The 26221-nt window shown below is 46.6% G+C and carries 29 protein-coding genes, 1 tRNA gene and 1 pseudogene; all 31 read right to left on the bottom strand.

All coding sequences use genetic code 11. From position 1 onward, the window contains the following. Position 1: 1 nt before the first annotated feature. Positions 2–535 carry a 50S ribosomal protein L6 gene (gene rplF / locus ICN45_RS06890; RefSeq protein ID WP_216174764.1) on the bottom strand — a complete coding sequence of 178 codons (534 nt, stop codon included), beginning with the start codon at positions 533–535 and terminating at the stop codon, positions 2–4. A gap of 10 nt (positions 536–545) precedes the next feature. Next, entirely contained in the window at positions 546–941 is a 396-nt protein-coding gene (gene rpsH, locus ICN45_RS06885; protein ID WP_216174762.1) for a 30S ribosomal protein S8, read from the bottom strand. A gap of 24 nt (positions 942–965) precedes the next feature. Then, on the bottom strand, positions 966–1271 hold the full coding sequence (rpsN, locus tag ICN45_RS06880) for a 30S ribosomal protein S14 (RefSeq protein WP_011901913.1): 306 nt from the start codon (positions 1269–1271) through the stop codon (positions 966–968). 9 nt (positions 1272–1280) lie between these two features. Continuing rightward, complete coding sequence (rplE, locus tag ICN45_RS06875; RefSeq protein ID WP_216174760.1) at positions 1281–1823, bottom strand: 50S ribosomal protein L5; 543 nt, start codon at positions 1821–1823, stop codon at positions 1281–1283. 16 nt (positions 1824–1839) lie between these two features. Beyond that, complete coding sequence (gene rplX, locus ICN45_RS06870; RefSeq protein ID WP_011901911.1) at positions 1840–2148, bottom strand: 50S ribosomal protein L24; 309 nt, start codon at positions 2146–2148, stop codon at positions 1840–1842. A gap of 9 nt (positions 2149–2157) precedes the next feature. Beyond that, complete coding sequence (rplN, locus tag ICN45_RS06865) at positions 2158–2526, bottom strand: 50S ribosomal protein L14 (protein ID WP_011901910.1); 369 nt, start codon at positions 2524–2526, stop codon at positions 2158–2160. A 185-nt stretch (positions 2527–2711) separates the two neighbouring features. Next, complete coding sequence (gene rpsQ / locus ICN45_RS06860; protein WP_216174758.1) at positions 2712–2981, bottom strand: 30S ribosomal protein S17; 270 nt, start codon at positions 2979–2981, stop codon at positions 2712–2714. Positions 2982–2993: 12 nt separating this feature from the next. Further along, positions 2994–3188: a 50S ribosomal protein L29 gene (gene rpmC / locus ICN45_RS06855; protein WP_216174756.1), complete on the bottom strand. Its 195-nt coding sequence runs from the start codon at positions 3186–3188 to the stop codon at positions 2994–2996. A 14-nt stretch (positions 3189–3202) separates the two neighbouring features. Further along, positions 3203–3616: a 50S ribosomal protein L16 gene (gene rplP / locus ICN45_RS06850; RefSeq protein ID WP_071464443.1), complete on the bottom strand. Its 414-nt coding sequence runs from the start codon at positions 3614–3616 to the stop codon at positions 3203–3205. A 2-nt stretch (positions 3617–3618) separates the two neighbouring features. Next, a complete protein-coding gene (gene rpsC, locus ICN45_RS06845) occupies positions 3619–4446 on the bottom strand; it encodes a 30S ribosomal protein S3 (RefSeq protein WP_216174754.1) in 828 nt (275 codons plus the stop codon). 8 nt (positions 4447–4454) lie between these two features. After that, a complete protein-coding gene (rplV, locus tag ICN45_RS06840) occupies positions 4455–4787 on the bottom strand; it encodes a 50S ribosomal protein L22 (RefSeq protein WP_216175663.1) in 333 nt (110 codons plus the stop codon). Positions 4788–4794: 7 nt separating this feature from the next. Continuing rightward, a complete protein-coding gene (gene rpsS / locus ICN45_RS06835) occupies positions 4795–5073 on the bottom strand; it encodes a 30S ribosomal protein S19 (RefSeq protein WP_046329379.1) in 279 nt (92 codons plus the stop codon). A 20-nt stretch (positions 5074–5093) separates the two neighbouring features. After that, the gene (rplB, locus tag ICN45_RS06830; RefSeq protein ID WP_216174752.1) at positions 5094–5924 is read right to left on the bottom strand and encodes a 50S ribosomal protein L2; all 831 of its coding nucleotides are present in this window, start codon (positions 5922–5924) and stop codon (positions 5094–5096) included. Between the two features lie 2 nt (positions 5925–5926). Beyond that, the gene (gene rplW, locus ICN45_RS06825) at positions 5927–6241 is read right to left on the bottom strand and encodes a 50S ribosomal protein L23 (RefSeq protein ID WP_071464440.1); all 315 of its coding nucleotides are present in this window, start codon (positions 6239–6241) and stop codon (positions 5927–5929) included. Next, positions 6238–6858, bottom strand: coding sequence for a 50S ribosomal protein L4 (gene rplD, locus ICN45_RS06820; RefSeq protein WP_216174750.1), 621 nt, complete (start codon positions 6856–6858; stop codon positions 6238–6240). The genes rplW and rplD overlap by 4 nt, the downstream gene beginning before the upstream one ends. A gap of 11 nt (positions 6859–6869) precedes the next feature. Next, complete coding sequence (rplC, locus tag ICN45_RS06815; RefSeq protein WP_216175662.1) at positions 6870–7526, bottom strand: 50S ribosomal protein L3; 657 nt, start codon at positions 7524–7526, stop codon at positions 6870–6872. Between the two features lie 196 nt (positions 7527–7722). Further along, a complete protein-coding gene (rpsJ, locus tag ICN45_RS06810) occupies positions 7723–8034 on the bottom strand; it encodes a 30S ribosomal protein S10 (protein WP_011901899.1) in 312 nt (103 codons plus the stop codon). A gap of 123 nt (positions 8035–8157) precedes the next feature. Next, a complete protein-coding gene (tuf, locus tag ICN45_RS06805; protein ID WP_216174734.1) occupies positions 8158–9348 on the bottom strand; it encodes an elongation factor Tu in 1191 nt (396 codons plus the stop codon). Between the two features lie 50 nt (positions 9349–9398). Next, complete coding sequence (gene fusA, locus ICN45_RS06800) at positions 9399–11501, bottom strand: elongation factor G (protein ID WP_216174747.1); 2103 nt, start codon at positions 11499–11501, stop codon at positions 9399–9401. A gap of 27 nt (positions 11502–11528) precedes the next feature. Then, positions 11529–11999, bottom strand: coding sequence for a 30S ribosomal protein S7 (gene rpsG, locus ICN45_RS06795; RefSeq protein ID WP_015420229.1), 471 nt, complete (start codon positions 11997–11999; stop codon positions 11529–11531). A 189-nt stretch (positions 12000–12188) separates the two neighbouring features. Next, positions 12189–12569 carry a 30S ribosomal protein S12 gene (rpsL, locus tag ICN45_RS06790; RefSeq protein ID WP_216174745.1) on the bottom strand — a complete coding sequence of 127 codons (381 nt, stop codon included), beginning with the start codon at positions 12567–12569 and terminating at the stop codon, positions 12189–12191. A gap of 176 nt (positions 12570–12745) precedes the next feature. After that, on the bottom strand, positions 12746–17008 hold the full coding sequence (gene rpoC / locus ICN45_RS06785; RefSeq protein WP_216175661.1) for a DNA-directed RNA polymerase subunit beta': 4263 nt from the start codon (positions 17006–17008) through the stop codon (positions 12746–12748). A gap of 1 nt (position 17009) precedes the next feature. Continuing rightward, positions 17010–21110: a DNA-directed RNA polymerase subunit beta gene (gene rpoB, locus ICN45_RS06780; protein WP_216174744.1), complete on the bottom strand. Its 4101-nt coding sequence runs from the start codon at positions 21108–21110 to the stop codon at positions 17010–17012. 228 nt (positions 21111–21338) lie between these two features. Next, complete coding sequence (gene rplL / locus ICN45_RS06775) at positions 21339–21716, bottom strand: 50S ribosomal protein L7/L12 (protein WP_216174742.1); 378 nt, start codon at positions 21714–21716, stop codon at positions 21339–21341. 168 nt (positions 21717–21884) lie between these two features. Then, positions 21885–22403 (bottom strand): annotated as a pseudogene (gene rplJ / locus ICN45_RS06770) (50S ribosomal protein L10); the annotation flags it as partial. 235 nt (positions 22404–22638) lie between these two features. Next, positions 22639–23340, bottom strand: a complete 702-nt coding sequence (gene rplA / locus ICN45_RS06765; protein ID WP_216174738.1) for a 50S ribosomal protein L1 — start codon at positions 23338–23340, stop codon at positions 22639–22641. Positions 23341–23342: 2 nt separating this feature from the next. Then, positions 23343–23774 (bottom strand): 50S ribosomal protein L11, encoded by a 432-nt coding sequence (gene rplK, locus ICN45_RS06760; RefSeq protein ID WP_011901890.1) that lies wholly within the window; start codon positions 23772–23774, stop codon positions 23343–23345. A gap of 148 nt (positions 23775–23922) precedes the next feature. Beyond that, the gene (gene nusG, locus ICN45_RS06755) at positions 23923–24495 is read right to left on the bottom strand and encodes a transcription termination/antitermination protein NusG (RefSeq protein WP_255531114.1); all 573 of its coding nucleotides are present in this window, start codon (positions 24493–24495) and stop codon (positions 23923–23925) included. Between the two features lie 10 nt (positions 24496–24505). Next, positions 24506–24883: a preprotein translocase subunit SecE gene (gene secE / locus ICN45_RS06750; RefSeq protein ID WP_216174736.1), complete on the bottom strand. Its 378-nt coding sequence runs from the start codon at positions 24881–24883 to the stop codon at positions 24506–24508. A 20-nt stretch (positions 24884–24903) separates the two neighbouring features. Continuing rightward, positions 24904–24979, bottom strand: a tRNA-Trp gene (locus tag ICN45_RS06745). A gap of 26 nt (positions 24980–25005) precedes the next feature. Continuing rightward, positions 25006–26196 (bottom strand): elongation factor Tu, encoded by a 1191-nt coding sequence (gene tuf, locus ICN45_RS06740; protein WP_216174734.1) that lies wholly within the window; start codon positions 26194–26196, stop codon positions 25006–25008. Between the last annotated feature and the right edge of the window lie 25 nt (positions 26197–26221).

Below are 26221 nucleotides of genomic sequence, written 5' to 3'. Positions count from 1 at the left end.
CTTACTTCTTCTTGGTTTCTTTCAGATGCACAACTTCGTCTACGTAGCGAACGCCCTTGCCTTTGTATGGCTCTGGTGAACGATATGCGCGAACTTCAGCTGCGACCTGGCCAACTTGCTGCTTGTTGGAGCCTTTAATAATGATTTCAGTTTGTGTTGGAGTCTCAGCCTTTACGCCCTTTGGTAGGTTGTAAATAATGTCGTGTGAGAAACCTAACTGCAATTTCAATGTTTCACCTTGAGCAGCAGCACGATAACCAACGCCTACCAAGCTGAGCTTACGCTCAAAGCCTGTAGTAACGCCAACAACCATGTTGTTTACTAAAGCACGTGCCGTACCAGACTGAGCACCAGCCTCTGGGGAGTCACTATTTAAAATCACTGTTAATACGCCATCTTCTTGTTTCAAACCAACAGTTGGATGCAAGTTATGTGTCAGTGTGCCCAATGGGCCCTTAACAGTCACGTTTGCACCATTGATGCTGATTTCAGCGCCCTTAGGAACTGTAATTGGTGATTTACCTACGCGGGACATATTGCTCTCCTTAGGCTACGTAGCAAATAACTTCGCCACCCACGCCAGTAGCGCGAGCTTTGCGGTCAGTCATTAAGCCTTGAGGGGTTGAAATAATTGCAATGCCCAGACCATTCATCACTTCTGGAATGTCGTGACGGCCTTTGTAGATACGCAAACTTGGTGTGGATACACGGTCAATGCGCTCAATAACAGGACGGCCTGCATAGTATTTGAGGTCAATGTGAAGTACTGGCTTAGCTGCTTCACCTTTGATTTCAAAACTTTCGATATAGCCTTCGTCCTGCAAAACCTTTGCAATGGCTACTTTAACTTTTGACGACGGCATTGTGACTAACGGCTTTTGCACTGCTTGCGCATTGCGGATCCGGGTCAACATGTCGGCGATTGGATCGCTGATACTCATGAGTTCTCCTAATTCTTTCGCCGCTTACCAGCTGGCCTTGGTTAAACCGGGGATTTCGCCACGGAAGGCGATTTCGCGAATCTTGCTACGCGCCAAACCGAACTTGCGGAATGTGCCACGTGGGCGACCGGTTAATGAACAACGATTTCTTTGACGAATCGGGCTTGCATTACGTGGAAGTGCCTGTAGTTTCAAGCGAGCTTCATAGCGCTCTTCATCGCTGCGTGATTGATCAGCAATGATCGCTTTGAGTTCGGCACGCTTTACAGCGTACTTCTCTACAGTTTTTGCGCGCTTATTCTCGCGCTCAATCAGGGATAGTTTTGCCACGTTAGCCTCTTAATTGCGGAAAGGGAATTTGAACGCTGCCAACAAAGCTTTTGCTTCTTCGTCGGTATTAGCGGTCGTCGTAATACTGATATTGAGACCACGGAGGGCGTCAATCTTGTCGTATTCAATTTCAGGAAAAATGATCTGTTCTTTAACGCCGATGTTGTAGTTACCACGGCCATCAAATGCTTTACCGGAGATTCCACGGAAGTCACGTACGCGTGGCAATGCAACAGTAACGAAACGATCCAAGAACTCGTACATGCGTTGACCACGCAATGTCACCATGGCACCGATTGGGTAGCCTTGACGAATTTTGAAACCTGCAATCGCTTTTTTCGCTTTAGTTACTACTGGCTTTTGGCCCGCAACTTTAGTTAAATCGCCGACTGCATTTTCGATAATTTTCTTGTCGTTCACTGCATCGCCTAAACCCATATTCAGGGTTACTTTGGTGATGCGTGGAACTTCCATTACAGATTTGTAACCAAACTTGGTAATCAAATCAGCAACCACTTTTTGTTGATAGTGTTCTTGAAAACGTGTGCTCATAATTTCTCCGTGACCCTTATGCGCTTAATGTTGCGCCAGTGGTTTTGAGGAAGCGCTGTTTTTTACCATCAACGAGTTTGATACCAACACGTGATGGCTTGCCATTTCCGTCAACCACAGCCACATTAGAAATGTGAACAGGCATCGTCTTATCAATCATGCCGCCAGTAACACCGGCTGCTGGATTAGGTTTAACGCTCTTTTTGTAAATATTCACGCCTTCGATCACTAATTTGTTCTCGAGAACGGCCGTTACAGTTCCTTGCTTGCCTTTATCACGGCCAGTCAACAAAACTACGGAATCACCTTTACGAATCTTTTTCATATCAGCCTCTTAAATCACTTCGGGGGCGAGAGAAACGATCTTCATGAACTTTTCAGTACGCAATTCGCGTGTAACTGGTCCAAAGATACGTGTGCCAATTGGCTCTAACTTAGCGTTGAGCAATACTGCAGCGTTTGCATCGAACTTAATCAATGAACCGTCTGGACGGCGAACGCCCTTAGCAGTTCTCACTACTACGGCGTTATAAATGTCACCTTTTTTTACACGGCCTCGTGGAGCAGCGGATTTCACGCTGACTTTGATAACATCACCGATACTGGCGTAACGACGCTTAGAGCCGCCCAATACCTTGATGCACAAAACTTCACTGGCGCCTGTGTTGTCGGCAACCTGTAATCTACTTTCGGTTTGTATCATTTCTAATCCCCAACTTATTGGCCAAAGGCAAACAGTCTTGGTTCCGTCTATGGGTTTTAACGAAAGTTAAAACCCGGAATTAATGAAAAACACTTCTTCTCTCAATAAAACCAGAGAAGCCTTCTATATTACTACGTAAAACAGGGATTTGGCAATAAACTTAGCCCAAAATCCCAAAATATTTCTTAAATGCCCTTTGATTCCTGAACTAAACGGGTCACAACCCAAGATTTGGTGCGTGAAATTGGTCTAGATTCAGCAATTTCAACGGTATCGCCCATCTTGTAGGTGCCGGCTTCATCATGAGCGTGGTACTTTTTGGATTGGCCAACATACTTACCAATCACTGGATGCTTAACTTGACGCTCAACGAGCACCGTCACAGTTTTTTGCATTTTGTCACTAACTACGCGTCCCACTAGGGTGCGGCGCAAGGGTTTTGATAATTCTGTCATATCCCTTTTTCCTTATTTCTGTGCAGTCTTTTGGGTAATAAAAGTCTTCACACGAGCGATGTCGCGCTTATTTTTACCCAATTGGCTTGTATTTGTGAGTTGCTGAGTGCCTTTTTGCATACGGAGTTTAAAACCGGTCTTTAAGAGTTCGGTCAACTCAGTATTCAAAGCAGTCAGATCTTTTGATGCTAGTTCTGTATTTTTCATAATATCTATCCCGATCAACCTAGATGGCGAATCACGAAAGTGGTCTGCAGAGGTAATTTAGCGGCAGCAAGCTTAAAAGCTTCGCGCGCCAAAGTCTCATCAACACCATCCATCTCGTAAAGCACTTTACCTGGTTGAATTTCTGCTACGTAATACTCTGGATTACCTTTACCGTTACCCATACGTACTTCAGCAGGTTTCTGTGAAATCGGCTTATCTGGGAAAATGCGGATCCAGATACGGCCACCACGTTTAATGTGACGGGTCATTGCGCGACGTGCTGACTCGATTTGACGAGCAGTCAGACGTCCACGGCCAACGGCCTTCAATCCAAAGTCACCAAAGGCTACAGAACTACCGCGTGTTGCCACGCCAGTGTTGCGGCCTTTTTGTTCCTTACGATACTTGCGACGCTTTGGTTGTAGCATGCTTACTCTCCTGACTTCTGTGTATCTGCGACAGGTGCTTCAACCTTACGCACACGCTTTACTGCCGGCTTAGCAGTAACTAATGGCTTGTCTGTAGCAGCAGCTGGTTTACGAGCTGTTGTCTTACTTGGGGCACGACGGGTTTTCTTTTCTTCGGCAGCGGGTTCAGCAGATGGAGCGGCGACTTGAGCTTCAGTACCGCGACCTAATGTATCGCCTTTGTAAACCCATACTTTTACACCGATGATGCCGTAGGTTGTTTCGGCCTCTGACGTTGCGTAATCAATATCGGCCTTCAATGTATGAAGTGGAACACGACCTTCACGGTACCATTCACGACGAGCAATTTCAGCACCGTTTAAACGACCAGATGACATGATCTTGATACCTTGTGCTCCAAGACGCATTGCACTTTGCATGGCACGCTTCATTGCGCGACGGAACATGATGCGCTTCTCTAACTGCTGAGTAATAGAGTCAGCAATCAATTGTGCATCTACTTCTGGCTTACGAATTTCTTCGATATTTACGTGAACAGGTACGCCCATACGCTTTTGTAATTCGCGACGGAGCACTTCAATGTCTTCGCCTTTTTTACCAATCACAACGCCTGGACGTGAGCTATAGATAGTGATGCGGGCATTCTTTGCAGGACGCTCAATCACAACTTTACTAACAGATGCATTTTTCAACTTCTTCTTTAAATAGATGCGGACATCAACGTCCTCTTTCAGCATCTTTGCAAAATCAGTATTATTTGCATACCAACGTGATGTCCAATTCTTCGTTACCGCGAGTCGGAATCCGGTTGGGTTTATCTTTTGGCCCATATATTTCCTTAGTTACTCAAGGTCACGCTAATGTGACAAGTTTGTTTTTCAATTTGATTACCACGACCCTTAGCGCGTGCAGTAAAGCGCTTCAAGGAGGTGCCTTTATCAATAATAATTGTTGAAACCTTGAGCTCATCAATATCAGCGCCCTTATTGTGTTCAGCATTTGCAATCGCTGATTCAACTACTTTTTTCACAATGAAGGCAGCTTTCTTGGGGCTGAAATTCAAAATGTTTAATGCGCGAGCAATCGGCAAACCACGAATTTGGTCGGCGACCAAACGTGTCTTTTGCGCTGAAATGCGGGCGCTCTTGTGAATAGCTTTAACTTCCATCATCATCCCCTTACTTCTTCGTTACTTTCTTGTCAGCGGCGTGACCTTTGAAAGTACGGGTCAAGGCAAATTCGCCTAACTTGTGACCCACCATATTTTCTGATACATAAACCGGAACGTGTTGACGGCCGTTGTGAACAGCAATTGTCAGACCAATAAAGTCTGGCAGAATCGTTGAACGGCGTGACCAAGTTTTGATCGGCTTTTTGTCTTTGTTGGCTTGTGCGACTTCAACTTTGTTTACCAAGCTGGCTTCGCAAAATGGGCCTTTTTTAGCTGAACGTGTCATATCTATTTTTCCTTAATCGCTTAGCGCTTTTGACGGCGTTGAACGATCATCGATGTTGTACGCTTGTTACGACGTGTACGATAACCTTTGGTTGGAGTACCCCATGGAGATACAGGTACGCGGCCTTCGCCAGTCTTACCTTCACCACCACCGTGTGGGTGATCTACTGGGTTCATTGCCACACCGCGGACGGTTGGACGAATACCACGCCAGCGATTTGCACCAGCTTTACCGATAACGCGCAGACTATGTTCTTCATTACCAACTTCGCCAATAGTGGCGCGGCACTCAATCAGAACACGGCGAACTTCACCGGAGCGCAAACGCACTTGAGCGTATACGCCTTCACGAGCCAGCAATACAGCGGAGCCGCCAGCAGAACGGGCAATCTGTGCGCCTTTACCCGGCATGATTTCTACACAGTGAATCGTGCTACCCACTGGGATATTACGAATCGGTAAATTATTACCCGATTTAATTGCTGCTTCTGAACCATTCATAATTGCTTGGCCAACAGTCATACCTTTAGCAGCAGGAATATAGCGACGCTCACCATCGACAAACATGATCAATGCAATATTGGCACTGCGGTTTGGATCGTATTCCAAGCGTTCCACTTTTGCCGGAATGCCATCTTTGTCATTGCGTTTGAAATCAATAACACGATAGTGATGCTTATGACCACCACCTTTATGACGGGTAGTGATGTGACCATTGTTGTTACGACCCGCTTTTTGGAATTGTGGCTCCACTAACGCTGCAAAAGGTTTACCTTTATGCAGGTCGGGATTAACCACCTTGACCATTGAACGACGACCTGGTGAGGTCGGTTTTGTCTTCATCAAAGGCATGATTAATTCGCCTCCGCTTCAAAGTTAATTTCTTGACCTGGCTTCAAATTCACATAGGCCTTCTTAGTGTGGTCACGACGACCCTCAAAACGGCCATAGCGCTTAGGCTTACCCTTTTGATTCACGATTTGAACTGAGTCAACTTGCACTTTGAAGAGCAATTCAACTGCTTGTTTTACATCGAGTTTGTTTGCGTCGCGCGCTACCTGGAAAACTACTTGTTCGTTTTTCTCTGCAACCATAGTGGCTTTTTCAGAGATAACCGGTCCAAGCAGAACCTTCATCAGGTTGTGATCATTTTTACGGACTTGGCTCATTTCAGCAACTCCTCAATTTTTGCAATCGCGGCTTTACTTACCAATACTTTTTTGTATTGAACCAAAGCCAATGGATCAGCGTGCTGTGGCTCGCACACAGCAACTTTATGCAAGTTGCGTGATGCCAAGAACAAATTCTCGCTAACCTGATCAACAATGATCAAGACTGAATCCAAGCCCATTGCTTTAACTTTGTCAGCTAATTCTTTAGTCTTGGGTGCATCGAGATTGAATTGATCAACCACATTCAAACGACCTTCGCGGGCTAACTGAGACAAAATTGATCTCATACCGGCGCGATACATTTTCTTGTTTACTTTTTGGCTGAAATTCTCTTCTGGAGAATTTGGGAATATACGACCACCTCCACGCCACAGCGGGGAAGAACTCATACCAGCACGAGCACGACCAGTACCTTTTTGACGCCAAGGTTTCTTAGTAGAGTGCTTAACTTGCTCACGGTCTTTTTGCGCACGGTTACCGCTACGCGCATTTGCTTGATAAGCAACTACAACTTGGTGCACCAATGCTTCGTTATATTCACGTTCGAATACTTCTGGTGAAGCTTGGAAGCCCGCACCTAAAGTACCGTTATCTTGGAGAAGCTTAAGTTCCATATTCGCTCTCCTTATTTCTTCTTCAACGGTGTCTTCACCGCTGGAGTAACAATTACTTTACCGCCTGGGGCACCTGGAATAGCGCCCTTAACCATGATGAGATTACGTTCTGCATCAATGCGTGCGATGACTAAATTTTGAACTGTTTTGGTAACGTCACCAAGGTGGCCTGTCATGCGCTTACCTGGGAAAACGCGGCCTGGATCTTGCGCCATACCAATGGAGCCTGGTACGTTATGTGAACGTGAGTTACCGTGCGATGCGCGACCAGAAGCGAAGTGATAACGCTTGATAGTACCTGCGTAACCTTTACCGATAGACACGCCTTGTACATCCACTTTTTGACCAGCAGTAAATGCAGCTTCAGCAGGAATTACTTGACCTGGTGTCATTTCTGCGATTTTTGCTGCGTCTAATTGAAATTCGTTGAGACCGTTACCAGCCATCACCCCTGCTTTAGCGAAGTGACCAGCCATTGCTTTGGTAACGCGAGTAGCTCTACGTGTGCCATGTGCCAACTGGATAGCATCATAGCCATCAGTTGCCTGGGTCTTGATTTGAGCGATTCTATTGTCGCTCACGTCGATTACGGTCACAGGAATTGATTCCCCTTCGTCCGTAAAAAGACGCGTCATGCCGACCTTGCGGCCGATTAAGCCTAAGCTCATATTCATGCTCCACGCCGACTGCGATTGGTCGGCAAAATTAATTTAAGTGATTTACAAGTAAAAATACTTCTAAATCAATAACTTACAACATTTATAATGCAGATAAAACCTTAAATTTCGCCCAAATAATCGAGCGAAGCCTTAGATTCTATCCTGAAAGTCCAGTCTTGGCAAGTGCCCAGACTGGAATTATTCCTTACTGCAACTTAATTTCGACGTCCACACCTGCTGGAAGGTCTAATTTCATCAAAGCATCTACTGTTTTCTCTGTAGGATCAACGATATCCATCAAACGAAGGTGCGTACGGATCTCTAATTGATCACGGGATGTCTTATTCACGTGTGGTGAACGCAAGATATCAAAACGCTCAATACGGGTTGGCAAAGGTACTGGACCCTTAACAACCGCACCAGTACGCTTAGCTGTATCAACGATTTCAGCTGCAGACTGGTCGATTAAACGGTAATCAAATGCTTTAAGGCGAATACGAATTTTTTGGTTTTGCATATTAATTCCAAAGAGCGGTGTGGTGCTGCCACGTTATACATCTAAAGAGCACGGTGACGTCAGCAGCACTGATGTCACCGGTTAGCAAACCGCTAATTATAATTACTAGTTACTACCTACCACTTAAGCCAAAATCTTTGCAACCACGCCGGCGCCAACGGTACGGCCACCCTCACGGATTGCAAAACGTAAACCTTCTTCCATCGCAATTGGCGCGATGAGTTTGACGGTAATCGTGACGTTATCACCTGGCATTACCATTTCTTTGTCTTTTGGCAACTCGATTGACCCTGTTACGTCTGTAGTACGGAAGTAAAACTGGGGACGATAGTTGTTAAAGAATGGCGTATGACGACCACCTTCATCTTTACCCAAGATATACACCTCGGCTGTAAAGTGTGTATGGGGGGTAATGGAACCTGGTTTGGCCAATACTTGGCCACGCTCCACTTCTTCCCGTTTAGTGCCGCGTAACAAGATACCGACGTTATCGCCAGCTTGTCCTTGGTCGAGCAATTTGCGGAACATTTCCACACCAGTACAAGTGGTCTTCAAAGTGGGTTTGATACCGATAATTTCGATCTCTTCACCCACCTTAACAACACCGCGCTCGATACGACCGGTCACTACAGTACCGCGACCAGAGATCGAGAACACATCTTCTACTGGCATCAAGAAGGCACCATCAATCGCGCGCTCTGGAGTAGGGATATACGTATCTAAAGCATCAGCCAATTTCATAATGGCTTCTTTACCCATTGGGCCTTCGTCGCCTTCAAGGGCTAACTTTGCAGAGCCTTGAATAATTGGGGTGTCATCGCCTGGGAAGTCATACTTAGACAAAAGCTCACGCACTTCCATTTCGACTAACTCGAGCAATTCAGCATCGTCCACCATATCGCACTTGTTTAAAAACACGACGATGTAAGGAACACCGACTTGGCGTGCCAAGAGGATGTGCTCACGGGTTTGGGGCATTGGGCCATCTGCTGCAGAGCACACCAAAATAGCGCCGTCCATCTGGGCAGCACCAGTAATCATGTTCTTCACATAGTCAGCATGTCCTGGGCAATCAACGTGCGCGTAGTGACGGTTAGCAGTCTCATACTCAACGTGCGCAGTATTAATCGTAATACCACGGGCCTTTTCTTCAGGAGCAGCATCGATCTGATCGTATGCTTTTGCTTCGCCACCGAATTGCTTTGAGAGCACGGTTGCAATTGCTGCTGTCAAGGTAGTCTTACCGTGGTCAACGTGACCGATAGTGCCTACGTTTACGTGCGGTTTTGTCCGCTCGAACTTTTCTTTTGCCATTTTTTGTCTGCCTTCTTTAGCTAGTCAATATTCAAAATAATGTGGATAAATTACTTCGCTTTAGCAGCCATGACTGCTTCAGCTACGTTTTTAGGTGCTTCTGTGTAATGCTTAAATTCCATGGTGTAGGTAGCACGACCTTGGGTCAACGAGCGCAAGCCAGTTGAGTAACCAAACATCTCGGCCAGTGGCACCTCAGCGCGTACGATCTTTCCGCCGCCTGGAATGTCATCCATACCTTGCAAAATTCCGCGACGTGATGAGAGGTCACCCATTACGTTACCCATGAAATCTTCTGGTGTTTCAACTTCTACGGCCATCATTGGCTCAAGTAATACTGGAGATGCTTTGCGCATACCATCTTTGAATGCCATCGAACCCGCCATCTTAAATGCGTTTTCATTGGAGTCAACATCATGGTATGAACCGAAGAACAATGTTGCCTTGATATCAACCACTGGGTAACCAGCCAAAATACCAGAGTTCAATGTTTCACGGATTCCTTTTTCTACTGCAGGGATGTATTCACGTGGAACTACACCGCCCTTAATAGCGTCAATGAATTCAAAACCTTTGCCTGGTTCCTGTGGCTCAAGCTTCAAAACTACGTGGCCATATTGACCGCGTCCACCGGACTGCTTTACAAACTTGCCTTCGATCTCTTCGCAAACTTTACGAATCGTTTCGCGGTAGGCAACTTGTGGCTTACCAACCGTTGCCTCAACGCCAAACTCACGGCGCATACGATCAACCAAGATTTCTAAATGGAGCTCGCCCATACCGGAAATAATCGTCTGCCCTGATTCTTCATCAGTCTTCACACGGAAAGAGGGATCTTCTTGTGCCAAGCGATTCAAAGCAAGGCCCATTTTCTCTTGGTCTGGCTTTGTCTTAGGCTCAACCGCCTGTGAGATCACTGGCTCTGGGAATACCATGCGCTCCAGGATCACAATGCTATCTGGATCGCATAAGGTTTCACCAGTAGTTGCATCCTTCAAGCCAACTGCTGCAGCGATATCACCCGCATGAACTTCTTTAATTTCTTCTCGTTGGTTTGCATGCATTTGCAGCAAACGACCAACACGCTCTTTCTTGCCCTTAATAGGGTTGTAGATCGTATCGCCAGACTTCATGACGCCCGAATAAACACGGAAGAAAATAAGCTGCCCAACGAATGGGTCAGTCATGATCTTAAATGCCAATGCGGAGAATTTCTCATCATCAGCAGCTTTACGGGTTGTAGGAGTTCCATCTTCCAATTCGCAAGGAACAGGAGGAACATCTAATGGGGATGGCAACAATTCAACCACTGCATCCAACATTGCCTGAACGCCCTTATTTTTGAAAGCCGTTCCGCACAACATTGGCACGATTTCATTGGCGATAGTACGTTGACGCAATGCACCTTTAATTTCTTCTTCGGTCAATGCTTCACCGCCTAGGTACTTTTCCATCAACTCTTCTGAGCTTTCTGCGGCAGCCTCAAGCATTTTTTCACGCCACTCTTCAGCAGATGCTTGTAACTCAGCAGGAATTTCTTCATAGCTGAACTTAGTACCTTGTGAAGCCTCATCCCAATAGATGGCTTTCATTTTGACCAAGTCAACAACGCCTTTAAAATTTTCTTCAGCGCCAATAGGAATTTGAATCAAGATAGGGTTCGCTTTAAGACGCATCTTCATTTGGTCATAAACCTTGAAGAAATTTGCGCCAGTACGGTCCATCTTGTTTACGAAGGCTAGGCGGGGAACTTGATACTTGTTCGCTTGACGCCAAACAGTTTCAGATTGTGGCTGCACACCACCAACCGCACAATAAACCATGCAAGCGCCATCAAGGACGCGCATTGAACGTTCAACTTCAATAGTAAAGTCTACGTGTCCTGGGGTATCAATAATATTGATGCGGTGCTCAGCAAAATTACCAGCCATACCCTTCCAGAAGGTAGTGGTAGCAGCAGAGGTAATCGTGATACCACGTTCTTGCTCTTGCTCCATCCAGTCCATAGTAGCTGCGCCATCATGCACTTCACCAATTTTGTGATTAACACCGGTGTAGAACAAAACACGTTCTGTAGTTGTGGTTTTACCTGCGTCAATATGCGCAGAGATACCAATATTGCGGTATCTATCGATTGGGGTTTTACGTGCCACTGTTGGTGCCTTTTCTTTGCTATTTAATTAGAAGCGGAAATGTGAGAAAGCTTTATTAGCTTCTGCCATACGGTGTACTTCTTCACGCTTCTTCATTGCTCCGCCGCGACCTTCTGCAGCTTCTAATAATTCGTTAGCCAAACGTTGTGCCATGGATTTTTCACCGCGTTTTTTAGCAGCTTCGCGCACCCAGCGCATTGCCAAAGCAGAACGGCGTGATGGACGAACTTCAACAGGAACCTGGTAGTTCGCACCACCAACACGACGACTCTTCACCTCAACCATTGGCTTAACGTTGCCCATGGCTGTTGAAAAAACTTCAAGTGGCTCTTTGTTTGCTTTTTTCTCGATGTGATCAAAGGCACCGTAAACGATACGCTCTGCAACCGATTTCTTGCCGTCCAACATCAGGACGTTCATGAATTTAGCGACTTCTACATTACCGAATTTTGGATCCGGCAAAATTTCCCGTTTGGGAACTTCACGACGACGTGGCATAACTACTCCTTCAGTTCAGTTAGGGGTGGCCCACATGGATCACCCGCTCCGGTTGTCCTACTATTTATCAATTGAAATACATCAACTTCTAAACGGAACAACCACTTACTTGTCTTTTAAGTCTGACAAAAATTGACTCTTACTGCGAATAACTTATTGCAAAAACTTCAACTACTGAATTATTAAACCTTAAGCAGCTTTCTTAGCGCGCTTAGCGCCGTACTTGGAACGTGACTGCTTACGGTCTTTAACACCTTGCAAGTCAAGTGAGCCACGAACGATGTGGTAACGCACACCCGGTAAATCCTTTACACGACCACCGCGGATTAATACTACTGAGTGTTCCTGGAGGTTATGGCCTTCACCACCAATGTATGAAATGACTTCAAAACCATTGGTTAGGCGAACTTTGGCTACTTTACGCAGCGCAGAGTTCGGTTTTTTAGGAGTGGTTGTGTACACACGTGTACATACACCACGGCGCTGCGGGCTGTTTTGCAGCGCAGGGCTCTTGCTTTTAACGGTAAGCCTTGATCGTGGCTTGCGTATTAATTGATTAATTGTTGGCATAAAATAGCTCGGTTAGTACTTCTTTGTTGCTTTCTTTAAGAAAATCAATGACTTAGAGATTTCAAGGTCAAAAAGACCTTCTTCTGAATCAGTAGAACTCAGCATTCTAGCCTGACCAGCCTTTTCCGTCAACCAAATGGGGAAAAAACTGGCCATTTCTGGCCAGAAATACCAAATTAGCTTGGATCAGCCTCCCCAGCAGGAGCAACGACTTCAGCCTCAACCTCTATAGGCATATTGGCCATTGCTTCTTCCTCGGCAGCAATCATCTGTGCGCGGTCACGCTCAAATTGCTCTCTGACCTTACGTGCACGGCGGTAAGACAAGCCAGTACCAGCAGGGATCAGGCGACCAATAATGACGTTTTCCTTGAGGCCACGGAGTGTATCGGTCTTGCCCATAATTGCAGCTTCGGTCAATACACGGGTGGTTTCTTGGAAAGAAGCCGCTGAAATGAAGCTATCTGTCGACAAGGATGCCTTGGTAATACCCAATAAGACGTTTTCGAACTGAGCTGGGCGCTTACCTGCAGCAATCACTAAATCATTCGCATCGTAGAGTTTTGAACGCTCAACCTGTTCACCAGTGATGTAAGCGGTATCGCCGCCATCAGTAATTTGCACGCGACGTAACATTTGACGCACGATCACTTCAATGTGCTTGTCATTAATCTTCACGCCTTGCAAGCGGTAAACGTCTTGAACTTCGTCCACGATGTATATAGCTAACTCCTCAATACCTCTAAGCGTCAAGATATCGTGTGGATCGGCTGGGCCTTCCACAATCATCTCGCCCTTGTTCACAACTTGACCGTCATGAACGAGAACTTGCTTCTCTTTAGGAATCAAGAATTCATTTGCTTCACCATCCATATCGGTAATCACCAGACGCTGTTTGCCTTTGGTTTCTTTACCGAAGGAAACTGTTCCAGTTACTTTAGCCAAGACGGCGGCATCTTTTGGTGAACGTGCTTCGAACAATTCTGCAACGCGTGGCAAACCACCGGTAATATCGCGAGTCTTCTGTGATTCGATTGGAATACGCGCCAATACTTCACCGACTTCAACCTTCTGGCCATCTTTAACAGTAATCAAAGCGCCAACTTGCAGGCCAATATTTACTGGATGGTCAGTACCAGCGATCAATACTTCTTCGCCTTTGGCATCGATCAAATTAATGAATGGACGAACGCCCTTGCTAGCAGCGCTACGGCGCTTACCATCAATTACCACGAGGGTAGAGAGTCCAGTTACCTCATCAACCTGCTTAGCTACTGTCACACCTTCTTCAACGTTGTCGAAGCGGGCGATACCAGCGTATTCAGAAATGATTGGACGAGTTAATGGATCCCATGTCGCCAAGCTTGCGCCGGCCTTGACTGCTGCATCTTCTTTTAGCAAGAGAGTGGCACCGTAAGGTACTTTATGACGCTCGCGCTCACGACCATTGTCATCCACGATCACAGCTTCGCCAGAACGTGAAATCACGATCTGCTCGCCCTTCGCGTTCTTCACAACACGCATCGTGCCAGAGAACTTCAACGCACCATTTGACTTGGCTTCAATATTACTTGCAACCAAAGCACGTGATGCCGCACCACCAATGTGGAAGGTACGCATGGTCAACTGTGTGCCTGGCTCACCGATAGACTGAGCAGCAATCACGCCTACTGCTTCGCCAACGTTGACCAAACCACCGCGACCCAAATCACGGCCATAGCACTTAGCGCACAAACCAAAGCGGGTTAAGCATGACAATACTGTGCGGACCTTCACTTCATCAATACCTAGGGCAACGATTTGATCAACATGATCTTCGTCGAGCAAGGTGTCATGAGGAACGATGACTTCCTGCGTGTCTGGGTGAACGACATCATCGATACACACACGACCCAAGATACGGTCACGCAATGCTTCGATAATTTCGCCGCCCTCAACCAGCGCCTTCATGGTTACACCAGAAGTTGCTCCACAATCATCTTCGATCACGACGAGATCTTGAGTAACGTCACACAAACGACGTGTCAAGTAACCTGAGTTAGCAGTCTTGAGCGCAGTATCGGCCAAACCTTTACGAGCACCGTGGGTTGAGATGAAGTACTGCAATACATTCAAACCTTCACGGAAATTCGCTGTAATTGGGGTTTCAATGATGGAGCCATCAGGCTTAGCCATCAAACCACGCATACCAGCTAACTGACGAATCTGCGCTGCAGATCCACGTGCACCAGAATCCGCCATCATGTAAATGGAGTTAAACGATTCTTGACGCACTGTTTTACCGTTACGATCGATCACGTCAACATGTGACAGCTCGTCCATCATTGCCTTACCAACCTGGTCACCAGCGGCACCCCAAATATCAACTACGTTGTTATAACGTTCTTGATTGGTTACAAGACCTGACATGAACTGCTTGTCATATTCTTTAACCTTATTAGAAGCTTCAGTGATGATGCGCTCTTTAGAGCTAGGAATCAGCATATCGTCGATCGCAACCGAGATACCGGCATTAGTCGCCAAGCGGAAACCAGACTGTAAGAGGCGGTCAGCAAAAATAACGGTTTCACGCAGACCACACTTACGGAATGAAGTATTGATCAAACGAGAAATTTCTTTTTTCTTCAGAGGCTTGTTAATTTCCTCAAAGGTCATGCCTTTAGGCAAGATCTCAGACAAAATTGCGCGGCCAACTGAGGTTTGATAAATCGAGGTCTTTTCAGCAAAACGGGCATCGCCCTCTGCTTTTTTGTCTACGATTTCATGCTCAGTAATCCGCACCGCAACGCGGGAAGCCAATTCAACTTGGCCAGCCTCGTATGCACGGACTACTTCGGTAATGTTAGCGAAGACCATGCCTTCACCCTTACCGTTGATCTTGTCACGGGTAGCGTAGTACAGACCCAACACCACGTCCTGGGAAGGAACGATTGATGGCTCGCCGTTGGCTGGGAACAATACATTGTTCGAAGCCAACATCAAGGTACGTGCTTCCATTTGCGCTTCGAGCGACAAAGGAACGTGAACTGCCATTTGGTCACCGTCAAAGTCGGCATTAAAAGCTGCGCAGACTAATGGGTGCAATTGGATTGCTTTACCTTCAATCAGCATTGGCTCAAAAGCCTGAATACCAAGACGGTGCAATGTAGGCGCACGATTCAACATGATTGGATGTTCACGAATCACTTCTTCGAGAATGTCCCAAACGATTGGCGTCTGGCTTTCAACCTCTTTCTTTGCAGCCTTGATGGTGGTTGCAATTCCCAAAGTTTCGAGCTTGTTGAAAATAAATGGCTTGAATAATTCCAAAGCCATCAATTTTGGTAAGCCACACTGATGTAACTTCAAGGTAGGGCCAACCACGATGACTGAACGACCAGAGTAGTCAACACGTTTACCCAACAAGTTTTGACGGAAACGACCGCTCTTACCTTTAATCATCTCAGCCAAGGACTTGAGAGGACGCTTGTTAGCGCCAGTCATAGCCTTGCCACGACGACCGTTATCGAGCAATGAGTCAACCGCTTCTTGCAACATCCGTTTTTCGTTACGAACGATGATCTCTGGTGCGCGCAACTCTAACAAACGCTTTAAACGATTGTTACGGTTAATTACGCGACGATAAAGGTCGTTCAAATCAGAGGTAGCAAAGCGACCGCCATCCAATGGCACCAATGGGCGCAATTCAGGTGGCAACACTGGCAATACTTCCATGATCATCCAGTCAGGCTTAATACCTGAAGTCTGGAACGCCTCGAGCACTTTTAAGCGCTTAGCGTATTTTTTGATCTTGGCATCGCTGCCAGTAGCTTTTAAGTCGGCACGAATGGTTTCTACTTCACGATCGATATCAATCGAACGCAGGAGATCACGAATACCTTCCGCGCCCATGATGGCAGTGAATGCACCATCACCATACTCTTCAGTCTTAGCAATGTATTCATCTTCAGACATGATCTGACCGCGCTTCATTGCGCCTTCAGGAGTCATGCCAGGATCAACCACTACATATGCCTCAAAGTAGAGAACGCGCTCGATATCACGCAATGTCATATCGAGAACCATACCCAAACGGGATGGCAAGGACTTCAAGAACCAGATGTGCGCTACAGGGGCTGCCAACTCAATGTGGCCCATGCGCTCACGACGTACCTTAGCGAGAGTAACTTCAACACCGCACTTCTCGCAGATAACTCCACGGAACTTTAAGCGCTTGTACTTACCGCATAAGCACTCGTAGTCTTTGGTTGGTCCAAAAATCTTGGCGCAGAACAAACCATCGCGCTCGGGCTTAAAAGTCCGATAGTTTATGGTTTCTGGTTTGCGTACTTCACCAAAAGACCATGAGCGAATTTTCTCAGGAGATGCGAGACCAATTTTGATGACATCAAACTGCTCTTCGCCCTGTGTCTGCTTAAATAAATCGAGCAATGCTTTCATATCAGTTGCGCTCCATGTCAATGTCAATACCCAACGAACGGATTTCTTTTACCAGTACGTTGAACGATTCGGGCATGCCAGCATCAATCGTGTGCTCACCCTTGACGATGTTTTCGTAAACCTTGGTACGGCCTGCGACGTCATCGGACTTCACTGTCAGCATTTCCTGCAAGACATATGAAGCACCGTATGCTTCGAGGGCCCAAACTTCCATCTCACCAAAGCGCTGACCACCAAACTGAGCTTTACCACCCAATGGTTGTTGCGTTACTAATGAGTAAGGTCCGGTAGAACGTGCGTGCATCTTGTCGTCAACCAAATGGTGGAGTTTCAAGACGTGCATTACGCCAACAGTCACTGGACGCTCAAACTGATCACCAGTTCGGCCGTCACACAGAATCATTTGCTGACGTGATGGGGTCATCTTCAAAGATTTAGCTACATCTTCTGGATAAGCCAACTCGAGCATGCGACTGATTTCTGCCTCTGTAGCACCGTCAAATACTGGGGTTGCAAATGGCAAGCCTTGGCGGAGATTCTCAGCCAAAACTGTGATCTGCTCATCAGTGAAATTATCGATGTCTTCAATGCGGCCAGTCTCGTTGTAAAGCTGCTTCAAGAACTTACGCAGTTCAGCTTGCTTAGCCTGTTCACGAACCATCTCATCAATACGCTTACCAATACCTTGAGCTGCCCAACCTAAGTGGGTTTCCAAGATTTGGCCTACGTTCATACGAGAAGGAACACCCAATGGGTTCAAGACGATGTCAACAGGGCGTCCGTCAGCCATAAATGGCATGTCTTCTGCAGGAGCGATTTTAGAAACCACCCCTTTGTTACCGTGACGTCCGGCCATCTTGTCACCAGGTTGCAGGCGACGCTTCACTGCCAAATACACCTTAACCATCTTCGTTACGCCAGGCTGCAAATCATCGCCTTGGGTAAGCTTAGTGCGCTTCTCTTCAAAAGCTTCGTCAAACTGTTTACGTTTCGCTTCTATAGAAGACTTGATTGCTTCGACTTGTGAGGCAACCTCATCATCCGCTGGACGAATATCAAACCAATGGAATTTATCTAAATCGGCAAGGTAATCCTTGTCGATTTTGCTGCCTTTAGCTAATTTCTTAGGACCGCCATTGACAACTTTACCGATCAACATCTTTTCTAAACGCATGAAGGCATCGCCCTCAACAATCCGCAACTGGTCATTTAAGTCCAAACGATAGCGTTGTAATTCTTCTTGAATAATTGCCTGTGCACGAGCATCGCGCTCAATACCTTCACGGGTGAAGACTTGAACATCGATAACGGTACCAATCATTCCGGAAGGTACACGCAAAGAAGTATCTTTAACATCAGACGCTTTTTCACCGAAGATCGCACGGAGGAGCTTCTCTTCAGGAGTGAGCGTCGTCTCACCCTTTGGAGTTACCTTACCAACCAATACGTCACCAGCTTCAACTTCGGCTCCGATATAAACAATACCGCTCTCATCCAAACGGGAGAGTTGTGACTCTGCCAAATTGGAGATATCGCGAGTAATTTCTTCTGAACCAAGCTTGGTATCACGAGCAACAACCGATAACTCTTCAATATGGATTGAGGTGTAACGATCGTCGGCAACAATTTTCTCAGAGATCAAGATGGAATCTTCGAAGTTGTAGCCGTTCCATGGCATAAATGCTACGGTCATATTTTGACCTAAGGCCAATTCACCTAAATCAGTAGATGCACCGTCGCCAACTACGTCACCACGTGCAACCCGATCGCCAACCTGAACGATTGGGCGCTGATTAATATTGGTATTTTGGTTTGAACGGGTGTACTTGATGAGGTTATAAATATCCACACCAACTTCACCAGCCGCGGTTTCGTCATCATTCACACGAATCACAACACGGTTTGCATCAACGTAGTCCACGATACCGCCGCGGTTAGCTAATACAACAGTACCGGAGTCAACTGCAACAATACGTTCTAAACCCGTACCAACCAATGGCTTATCTGGACGCAAACAAGGAACTGCTTGACGCTGCATATTCGCACCCATCAAGGCGCGGTTCGCATCATCGTGCTCTAAGAATGGTACAAGCGAAGCAGCCGCTGAAACGATCTGGCTAGGAGCAACGTCGATGAAATCGATGCGCTCTGGGCTCACCATCATGGTTTCACCAGCTTGGCGAGCAGAAACTAACTCATCAGCCAACTTACCATTCTTGTCAATTGTTGCATTGGCCTGAGCAATCACGTACTTCGCTTCTTCAATTGCTGAGAGGTAAACCACTTCATCGCTTACCTTGCTATTAGCAACCTTACGATATGGCGTCTCAAGGAAACCATGCTCATTCAAACGTGCAAATAAGGCGAGTGAGTTGATCAAACCAATGTTTGGTCCTTCTGGAGTTTCGATTGGGCAAACACGTCCGTAGTGGGTTGGGTGCACGTCACGCACTTCAAAGCCTGCGCGCTCGCGAGTCAAACCACCAGGTCCCAATGCAGAAATACGACGCTTGTGCGTGATTTCTGAGAGTGGGTTGGTTTGGTCCATAAACTGGGACAACTGTGAAGAACCGAAAAACTCACGAATTGCAGAAGAGATTGGCTTACTGTTAATCAAGTCATGTGGCATGAGGTTTTCAGTTTCGGCTTGACCGAGACGTTCTTTAACCGCACGCTCAACACGTGATAAACCAGCACGGAATTGGTTTTCAGCCAATTCGCCAACGCAACGTACACGGCGATTACCTAAGTGATCGATATCGTCTACTTCGCCCTTACCATTACGCAAATCTACGAGCAACTTAATAGTGTCAAGAATATCTTCGTTAGACAAGACCATGAGGCCTTCCATCTCAGCGCGGCCGAGACGGCTATTCACCTTCATACGCCCAACGCGGGATAAATCGTAGCTATCTTCGTTGTAGAACAAGCGTTGGAACAAGGCTTCAACGGCATCTTCTGTTGGCGGCTCGCCAGGACGCATCATGCGATAGATAGCGATACGAGCAGCCATCTGATCGGCAGTTTCATCAGTACGTAATGTCTGAGAAATATAAGCGCCTGAATCTAAATCATTGGTGTAAATGGTTTCCAGTTGCTTGATACCAGCATCGCGCAATGTAGCCAGCAACTCTTCAGTGATTTCATCGTTGGCATAAGCCAAGATTTCACCAGAATCTGGATCAACAATATTGCGTGCAACCACACGACCAACTAAATAGTCGTCTGGTACAGCGATTGTTTTTGTTTTAGCAGCTTCGAGTTCACGAATATGCTTAGCATTGATGCGCTTGTCTTTTTGAATGACAACTACGCCATTCTTGTCGAGCACATCAAAGTTAGCCAATTGGCCACGCAAACGCTCTGGAACAAATTCCATAGAAGCGCCATTCGCGGTCAAGGCAAAATGATCAAAATTGAAGAAGTTTGCAAGAATCTGTTCGTTGTTTAGGCCAATTGCTTTGAGCAAAATGGTGACAGGCATCTTACGACGACGGTCAACGCGGAAATACAGAATATCTTTTGGATCAAACTCGAAATCGAGCCATGAACCACGGTAAGGAATGATGCGTGCAGAGAACAGCAACTTACCGGAACTGTGGGTTTTGCCCTTATCGTGCTCGAAGAACACGCCTGGGGAACGGTGTAACTGAGAAACGATGACGCGCTCAGTGCCGTTGATCACAAAAGAGCCATTTTCAGTCATGAGTGGAATTTCACCCATGTAGACTTCGCTCTCTTTTACTTCTTTAACCTTAGTAGGCGCTTCGCGATCATAAATAATCAAGCGAACTTTTGCGCGTAAGGCAGAGTGGTATGTGTAACCACGTTGTTGACATTCTTTGACGTCAAACGGTGGTTGTGATAACTGGTAAGACACGTATTCCATACGTGCATAGCCGTTGTTAGACACAATTGGGAATGCTGATGTAAAGGCAGCTTGAAGTCCCTCAGTAAGACGAGACATTGCCGGCTTATCAGCCTGTAAAAATTTAGCGTAGGATTCCAGCTGCGTTGCGATCAGGTACGGAACCTGGTGGTTATTGACTCGCTTAGCAAAGCTTTTACGGACTCGCTTGCGTTCGGTGAAGCTATAGTTCATTTCATCTCCGAATTCAGCGACTGTACAAAGATTTGGCGATTGGCCACTACCAATCACTGGCGGACAACACTAAATCCTTAAGATCTAGTGTCCGACCAAACTTGCATTCTGCAGTCGTATCAGAAGGCAAACCCGATTTCAATCAGAAATGAAATCGGGTTTGACCACTAATGGTCAAACCCAACATGGCTAACGCTCCTTTTTGAGAAGCGCTAGCTGAGTTTTGTATTACTTAATTTCTGACTTAGCGCCAGCGTCATCAAGCTTTTTCTTGGCTTCTTCAGCTGTCTTCTTGTCTACAGCTTCTTTGATTGGCTTCGGTGCGCCATCAACCAAGTCTTTAGCTTCTTTCAAACCAAGGCCAGTAATTTCGCGAACTGCCTTAATTACTGAAACTTTGTTTGCACCAGCTTCGAGCAAGTTCACAGTGAATTCTGTTTGCTCTTCAGCAGCAGCTCCGCCACCGCCAGCACCAGCAGGACCAGCAACAGCCATGGCTGCAGCTGAAACGCCAAACTTCTCTTCGAACGCTTTAACCAAATCGTTCAAATCCATAACGGACATGCTACCTACTGCTTCAATGATTTCTTCTTTAGTAATCGCCATTTTTAGCTCCTAATACTTAAATAGTTAATCTGTCGCTTATTCAGCGGCAGGGGTTTCGTTTGCTTCTGTTCCAGCTTCTGGGGCTGCGGCTGCAGGCTCTGCACTTGCTTGTGGAGCGGCTGTTTCAGCAACTACCTCAGCTGGGGCTGCTACAACTTCAGCAACTTCGGCTACAGGTGCCGCAACTGGAGCGGGTGCTCCTGCTGCCTTTTGTGCTGCTACTGCGCCCAATACGCGAGCCATTGCAGAAACTGGGGCCAACATCACACCCAACAACTGCGATAACAACTCATCGCGGCTTGGAATAGACGCAAGGGATTTAACGCCCGCTACATCTAACAGCTTGCCGTTATATAAGCCGGCAGTAATAACTAGCTTGTCTTGAGTCTTAGCAAAGTTCTGCAATACTTTTGCGGAAGCAATCGGATCAGCAGAGATGCCATAGATCAAGGGGCCAACCATCGAATCAGCTAGGGGCTCAAACTGTGTGCCTTGTGCAGCACGACGTGCCAATGTGTTCTTCAAAACGCGAAGATAGACACCTTGGTCACGTGCGCTAGCACGTAGCTTTGTCAACTGCTCTACTGGAATACCACGGTATTCAGCGAGCACGACAGTTTGGGCTCCAGCCAATTGAGCGCCGACAACAGCAACAATCGCTTTTTTGTCTTGTACATTCAAAGGCACGGTTTAACTCCATAAAAACCAACTGTTTCCAGTTGGGGTTACACACCAGCGTCTGATCATTTGTTCACAAAAACTCTTGTGAAAATCTTTTCAGGGTCGCCATCTGCGCTGGCCATTACTTTCGTAAGGATTAAGAATTAACTCTTTACAAGCAACTAATTCGCCAACGGTCTTTGATGTTCGACTCCCGCCCAAAGAGCAGGAGTCGACCCAAAGTTCTTTTTTGTTACAAGCTTTAAGCAGCTGCCTGTAACGATGCTTGGTCCACACGTACGCCTGCACCCATAGTGCTGCTTACGGCAACCTTCTTTAAATAAATTCCCTTAGATGCAGGAGGTCTTGCTTTATTCAAGGCCTCAAGCAATGCGAGTAAGTTCGATTTCAATGCAGTTGGCTCGAATGAACGACGGCCAATACTTGCGTGCACGATACCGGCCTTGTCAACGCGGAACTGAACTTGACCTGCTTTTGCATTTTTCACTGCAGTAGCGACGTCAGGAGTCACTGTTCCTACTTTTGGATTTGGCATCAAACCCCGTGGGCCCAATACTTGACCTAAGGTACCCACAATTTTCATGGTGTCAGGAGATGCGATCAAAATATCGAAATCAATTTTGCCGCCTTTAATTTGTTCGGCAAGCTCTTCCATGCCTACGATTTCTGCGCCAGCGGCTTTAGCTTGCTCAGCCTTCTCGCCTTGAGCAAAAACCGCTACACGAACATGCTTACCTGTACCAGCTGGGAGCACTACTGCGCCACGCACAACTTGGTCAGATTTCTTAGCATCAATACCCAACTGAACAGCAACGTCGATAGACTCATCAAACTTGGCGGTTGCACACTCTTTAACGAGGTTCAATGCATCGTCTAATGAATAGAATTTGTTGCGATCAACTTTAGATTGCATCGCTTTAACGCGTTTAGATAACTTAGTCATGATTAGAGACCTTCCACTGTGATGCCCATGGAGCGGGCGCTACCAGCGATAGTTCTGACAGCTGCGTCCATATCAGCTGCTGTCAAGTCTGGCATTTTTGCTTTAGCGATTTCTTCTGCTTGAGCACGAGTAATTTTTCCTACCTTGTCGGTATGCGGACGTGGAGATCCTTTTTCGATCTTCGCAGCCTTCTTAATCATGATGGTTGCCGGAGGAGTCTTCATGATGAACGTGAAGCTCTTATCGGCGAAAGCTGTAATCACAACTGGAATTGGTAGACCTGGCTCCATGCTCTGAGTTTGAGCATTGAACGCCTTACAGAATTCCATAATGTTAAGGCCGCGTTGACCCAATGCTGGACCTACGGGTGGTGATGGATTTGCTTTACCTGCAGGTATCTGCAGTTTAATAAAGCCAATAATCTTCTTTGCCATGTGTTGCTCCTGAAAGCGCGCCTAACCATATAAGGAAAGACCGCTGTTGAGTAAACGCTTTGCTAGTTTTTGGCTTTCTAGCGCCGCTCCTCGGTTATTACTAACCTCTTCACTGCTAACTTCTGAAACCAGGACTAAGTCCTTGTTTTTACATCTTTTCTACTTGGCCGAACTCCAGTTCAACTGGGGTACCGCGACCAAATATTGTAACAGAAACGCGTAATCTTGACTTCTCATAATTGACTTCTTCAATATTTCCGTTGAAATCAATAAATGGACCTTCTTTAACGCGCACAATCTCACCAACCTCAAATAGGGTCTTAGGCTTGGGTTTATCAACCCCCGCCTGCATTTGATCCATGATTTTTGCCACTTCAGCCGTAGAAATAGGGCTTGGACGATTACGCACGCCGCCGACAAAACCGGTCACTTTTGGCGTATTTTTCACCAAATGCCAGCTCTCATCGGTCATTTCCATCTCAATCAGGACGTATCCTGGGAAAAAACGACGCTCAGTGACTGTTTTTGTGCCGGATTTGATTTCCACAACTTCTTCGGAGGGTACCAAAATACGGCCAAATTTTTCAGGCATGCCTGAGCGTGCAATACGCTCTTCAAGGCCCTTTTTGACACTTTTTTCCATTCCGGAATAAGCATGAATAACGTACCAGCGCATGCTGCCGGTAGCTTGTGGGTTTACGGCCAATTCGGAATCAGTCATTTTTTCTTACTCACTTCCAGCCTAAGAAGACTGAAAAAACTAGCCATTCAATCAATTTGTCTGCAAGCCATAGAAACAGGGACATGATCAGAACAAAGCCAAATACGACCAGAGTCATCTGGTTCGTCTCTTTACGACTTGGCCAAACAACCTTTTTTACTTCATACCAAGAATCTTTTGCATAGGCAATAAAACGACGCCCATCCGGTGAAATCGCCACAATTAAAACTGCTGCAGCAATGCCGCCAAACAAGACAGCCAAACGCAACCATAAAGATTGGTCGGCCAGCGTGTAATAGAGCACCAACGCAGCAACGACGATTAAAGCAGCGAGTCCGGAGACCCAGCTACTCTTTTCTTCAGATTGACTTACTGTTTGTTGTGACATATTGCTTTCAGTTCAAATCGTGGCAGGGGCGGAGGGCATCGAACCCCCAACCTTTGGTTTTGGAGACCAACGCTCTGCCAATTGAGCTACACCCCTTTATAAAAACTCATTGCAACTAACTACTAAGCCAAAATCTTTGCAACCACGCCGGCGCCAACGGTACGGCCACCCTCACGGATTGCAAAACGTAAACCTTCTTCCATCGCAATTGGCGCGATGAGTTTGACGGTAATCGTGACGTTATCACCTGGCATTACCATTTCTTTGTCTTTTGGCAACTCGATTGACCCTGTTACGTCTGTAGTACGGAAGTAAAACTGGGGACGATAGTTGTTAAAGAATGGCGTATGACGACCACCTTCATCTTTACCCAAGATATACACCTCGGCTGTAAAGTGTGTATGGGGGGTAATGGAACCTGGTTTGGCCAATACTTGGCCACGCTCCACTTCTTCCCGTTTAGTGCCGCGTAACAAGATACCGACGTTATCGCCAGCTTGTCCTTGGTCGAGCAATTTGCGGAACATTTCCACACCAGTACAAGTGGTCTTCAAAGTGGGTTTGATACCGATAATTTCGATCTCTTCACCCACCTTAACAACACCGCGCTCGATACGACCGGTCACTACAGTACCGCGACCAGAGATCGAGAACACATCTTCTACTGGCATCAAGAAGGCACCATCAATCGCGCGCTCTGGAGTAGGGATATACGTATCTAAAGCATCAGCCAATTTCATAATGGCTTCTTTACCCATTGGGCCTTCGTCGCCTTCAAGGGCTAACTTTGCAGAGCCTTGAATAATTGGGGTGTCATCGCCTGGGAAGTCATACTTAGACAAAAGCTCACGCACTTCCATTTCGACTAACTCGAGCAATTCAGCATCGTCCACCATATCGCACTTGTTTAAAAACACGACGATGTAAGGAACACCGACTTGGCGTGCCAAGAGGATGTGCTCACGGGTTTGGGGCATTGGGCCATCTGCTGCAGAGCACACCAAAATAGCGCCGTCCATCTGGGCAGCACCAGTAATCATGTTCTTCACATAGTCAGCATGTCCTGGGCAATCAACGTGCGCGTAGTGACGGTTAGCAGTCTCATACTCAACGTGCGCAGTATTAATCGTAATACCACGGGCCTTTTCTTCAGGAGCAGCATCGATCTGATCGTATGCTTTTGCTTCGCCACCGAATTGCTTTGAGAGCACGGTTGCAATTGCTGCTGTCAAGGTAGTCTTACCGTGGTCAACGTGACCGATAGTGCCTACGTTTACGTGCGGTTTTGTCCGCTCGAACTTTTCTTTTGCCATTTTTTGTCTGCCTTTAGTTAACTCT

Origin of the sequence: Polynucleobacter alcilacus (assembly GCF_018881545.1) — a bacterium.
Lineage (GTDB): Bacteria > Pseudomonadota > Gammaproteobacteria > Burkholderiales > Burkholderiaceae > Polynucleobacter > Polynucleobacter alcilacus.
This window is presented reverse-complemented; position numbering and strand designations above follow the sequence as displayed.

Coding starts and splice junctions, on each gene's coding strand:
- rplK (WP_011901890.1), bottom strand. CDS start 23,774: ATGGCAAAGAAGATTATTGGCTTTATTAAACTGCAGATACCTGCAGGT.
- rplD (WP_216174750.1), bottom strand. CDS start 6,858: ATGGAACTTAAGCTTCTCCAAGATAACGGTACTTTAGGTGCGGGCTTC.
- tuf (WP_216174734.1), bottom strand. CDS start 26,196: ATGGCAAAAGAAAAGTTCGAGCGGACAAAACCGCACGTAAACGTAGGC.
- rpsL (WP_216174745.1), bottom strand. CDS start 12,569: ATGCCAACAATTAATCAATTAATACGCAAGCCACGATCAAGGCTTACC.
- rplA (WP_216174738.1), bottom strand. CDS start 23,340: ATGACTAAGTTATCTAAACGCGTTAAAGCGATGCAATCTAAAGTTGAT.
- secE (WP_216174736.1), bottom strand. CDS start 24,883: ATGTCACAACAAACAGTAAGTCAATCTGAAGAAAAGAGTAGCTGGGTC.
- rplE (WP_216174760.1), bottom strand. CDS start 1,823: ATGAGCACACGTTTTCAAGAACACTATCAACAAAAAGTGGTTGCTGAT.
- rpsH (WP_216174762.1), bottom strand. CDS start 941: ATGAGTATCAGCGATCCAATCGCCGACATGTTGACCCGGATCCGCAAT.
- rpsG (WP_015420229.1), bottom strand. CDS start 11,999: ATGCCACGTCGTCGTGAAGTTCCCAAACGGGAAATTTTGCCGGATCCA.
- rpmC (WP_216174756.1), bottom strand. CDS start 3,188: ATGAAAAATACAGAACTAGCATCAAAAGATCTGACTGCTTTGAATACT.
- rpsS (WP_046329379.1), bottom strand. CDS start 5,073: ATGACACGTTCAGCTAAAAAAGGCCCATTTTGCGAAGCCAGCTTGGTA.
- rpoC (WP_216175661.1), bottom strand. CDS start 17,008: ATGAAAGCATTGCTCGATTTATTTAAGCAGACACAGGGCGAAGAGCAG.
- rplP (WP_071464443.1), bottom strand. CDS start 3,616: ATGCTACAACCAAAGCGTCGCAAGTATCGTAAGGAACAAAAAGGCCGC.
- rplB (WP_216174752.1), bottom strand. CDS start 5,924: ATGCCTTTGATGAAGACAAAACCGACCTCACCAGGTCGTCGTTCAATG.
- rpsJ (WP_011901899.1), bottom strand. CDS start 8,034: ATGCAAAACCAAAAAATTCGTATTCGCCTTAAAGCATTTGATTACCGT.
- rpoB (WP_216174744.1), bottom strand. CDS start 21,110: ATGAACTATAGCTTCACCGAACGCAAGCGAGTCCGTAAAAGCTTTGCT.
- rplW (WP_071464440.1), bottom strand. CDS start 6,241: ATGAGCCAAGTCCGTAAAAATGATCACAACCTGATGAAGGTTCTGCTT.
- nusG (WP_255531114.1), bottom strand. CDS start 24,495: ATGACTGATTCCGAATTGGCCGTAAACCCACAAGCTACCGGCAGCATG.
- rpsC (WP_216174754.1), bottom strand. CDS start 4,446: ATGGGCCAAAAGATAAACCCAACCGGATTCCGACTCGCGGTAACGAAG.
- rpsQ (WP_216174758.1), bottom strand. CDS start 2,981: ATGACAGAATTATCAAAACCCTTGCGCCGCACCCTAGTGGGACGCGTA.
- rplN (WP_011901910.1), bottom strand. CDS start 2,526: ATGATACAAACCGAAAGTAGATTACAGGTTGCCGACAACACAGGCGCC.
- rplC (WP_216175662.1), bottom strand. CDS start 7,526: ATGAGCTTAGGCTTAATCGGCCGCAAGGTCGGCATGACGCGTCTTTTT.
- rplF (WP_216174764.1), bottom strand. CDS start 535: ATGTCCCGCGTAGGTAAATCACCAATTACAGTTCCTAAGGGCGCTGAA.
- rplV (WP_216175663.1), bottom strand. CDS start 4,787: ATGATGGAAGTTAAAGCTATTCACAAGAGCGCCCGCATTTCAGCGCAA.
- rplL (WP_216174742.1), bottom strand. CDS start 21,716: ATGGCGATTACTAAAGAAGAAATCATTGAAGCAGTAGGTAGCATGTCC.
- rplX (WP_011901911.1), bottom strand. CDS start 2,148: ATGAAAAAGATTCGTAAAGGTGATTCCGTAGTTTTGTTGACTGGCCGT.
- tuf (WP_216174734.1), bottom strand. CDS start 9,348: ATGGCAAAAGAAAAGTTCGAGCGGACAAAACCGCACGTAAACGTAGGC.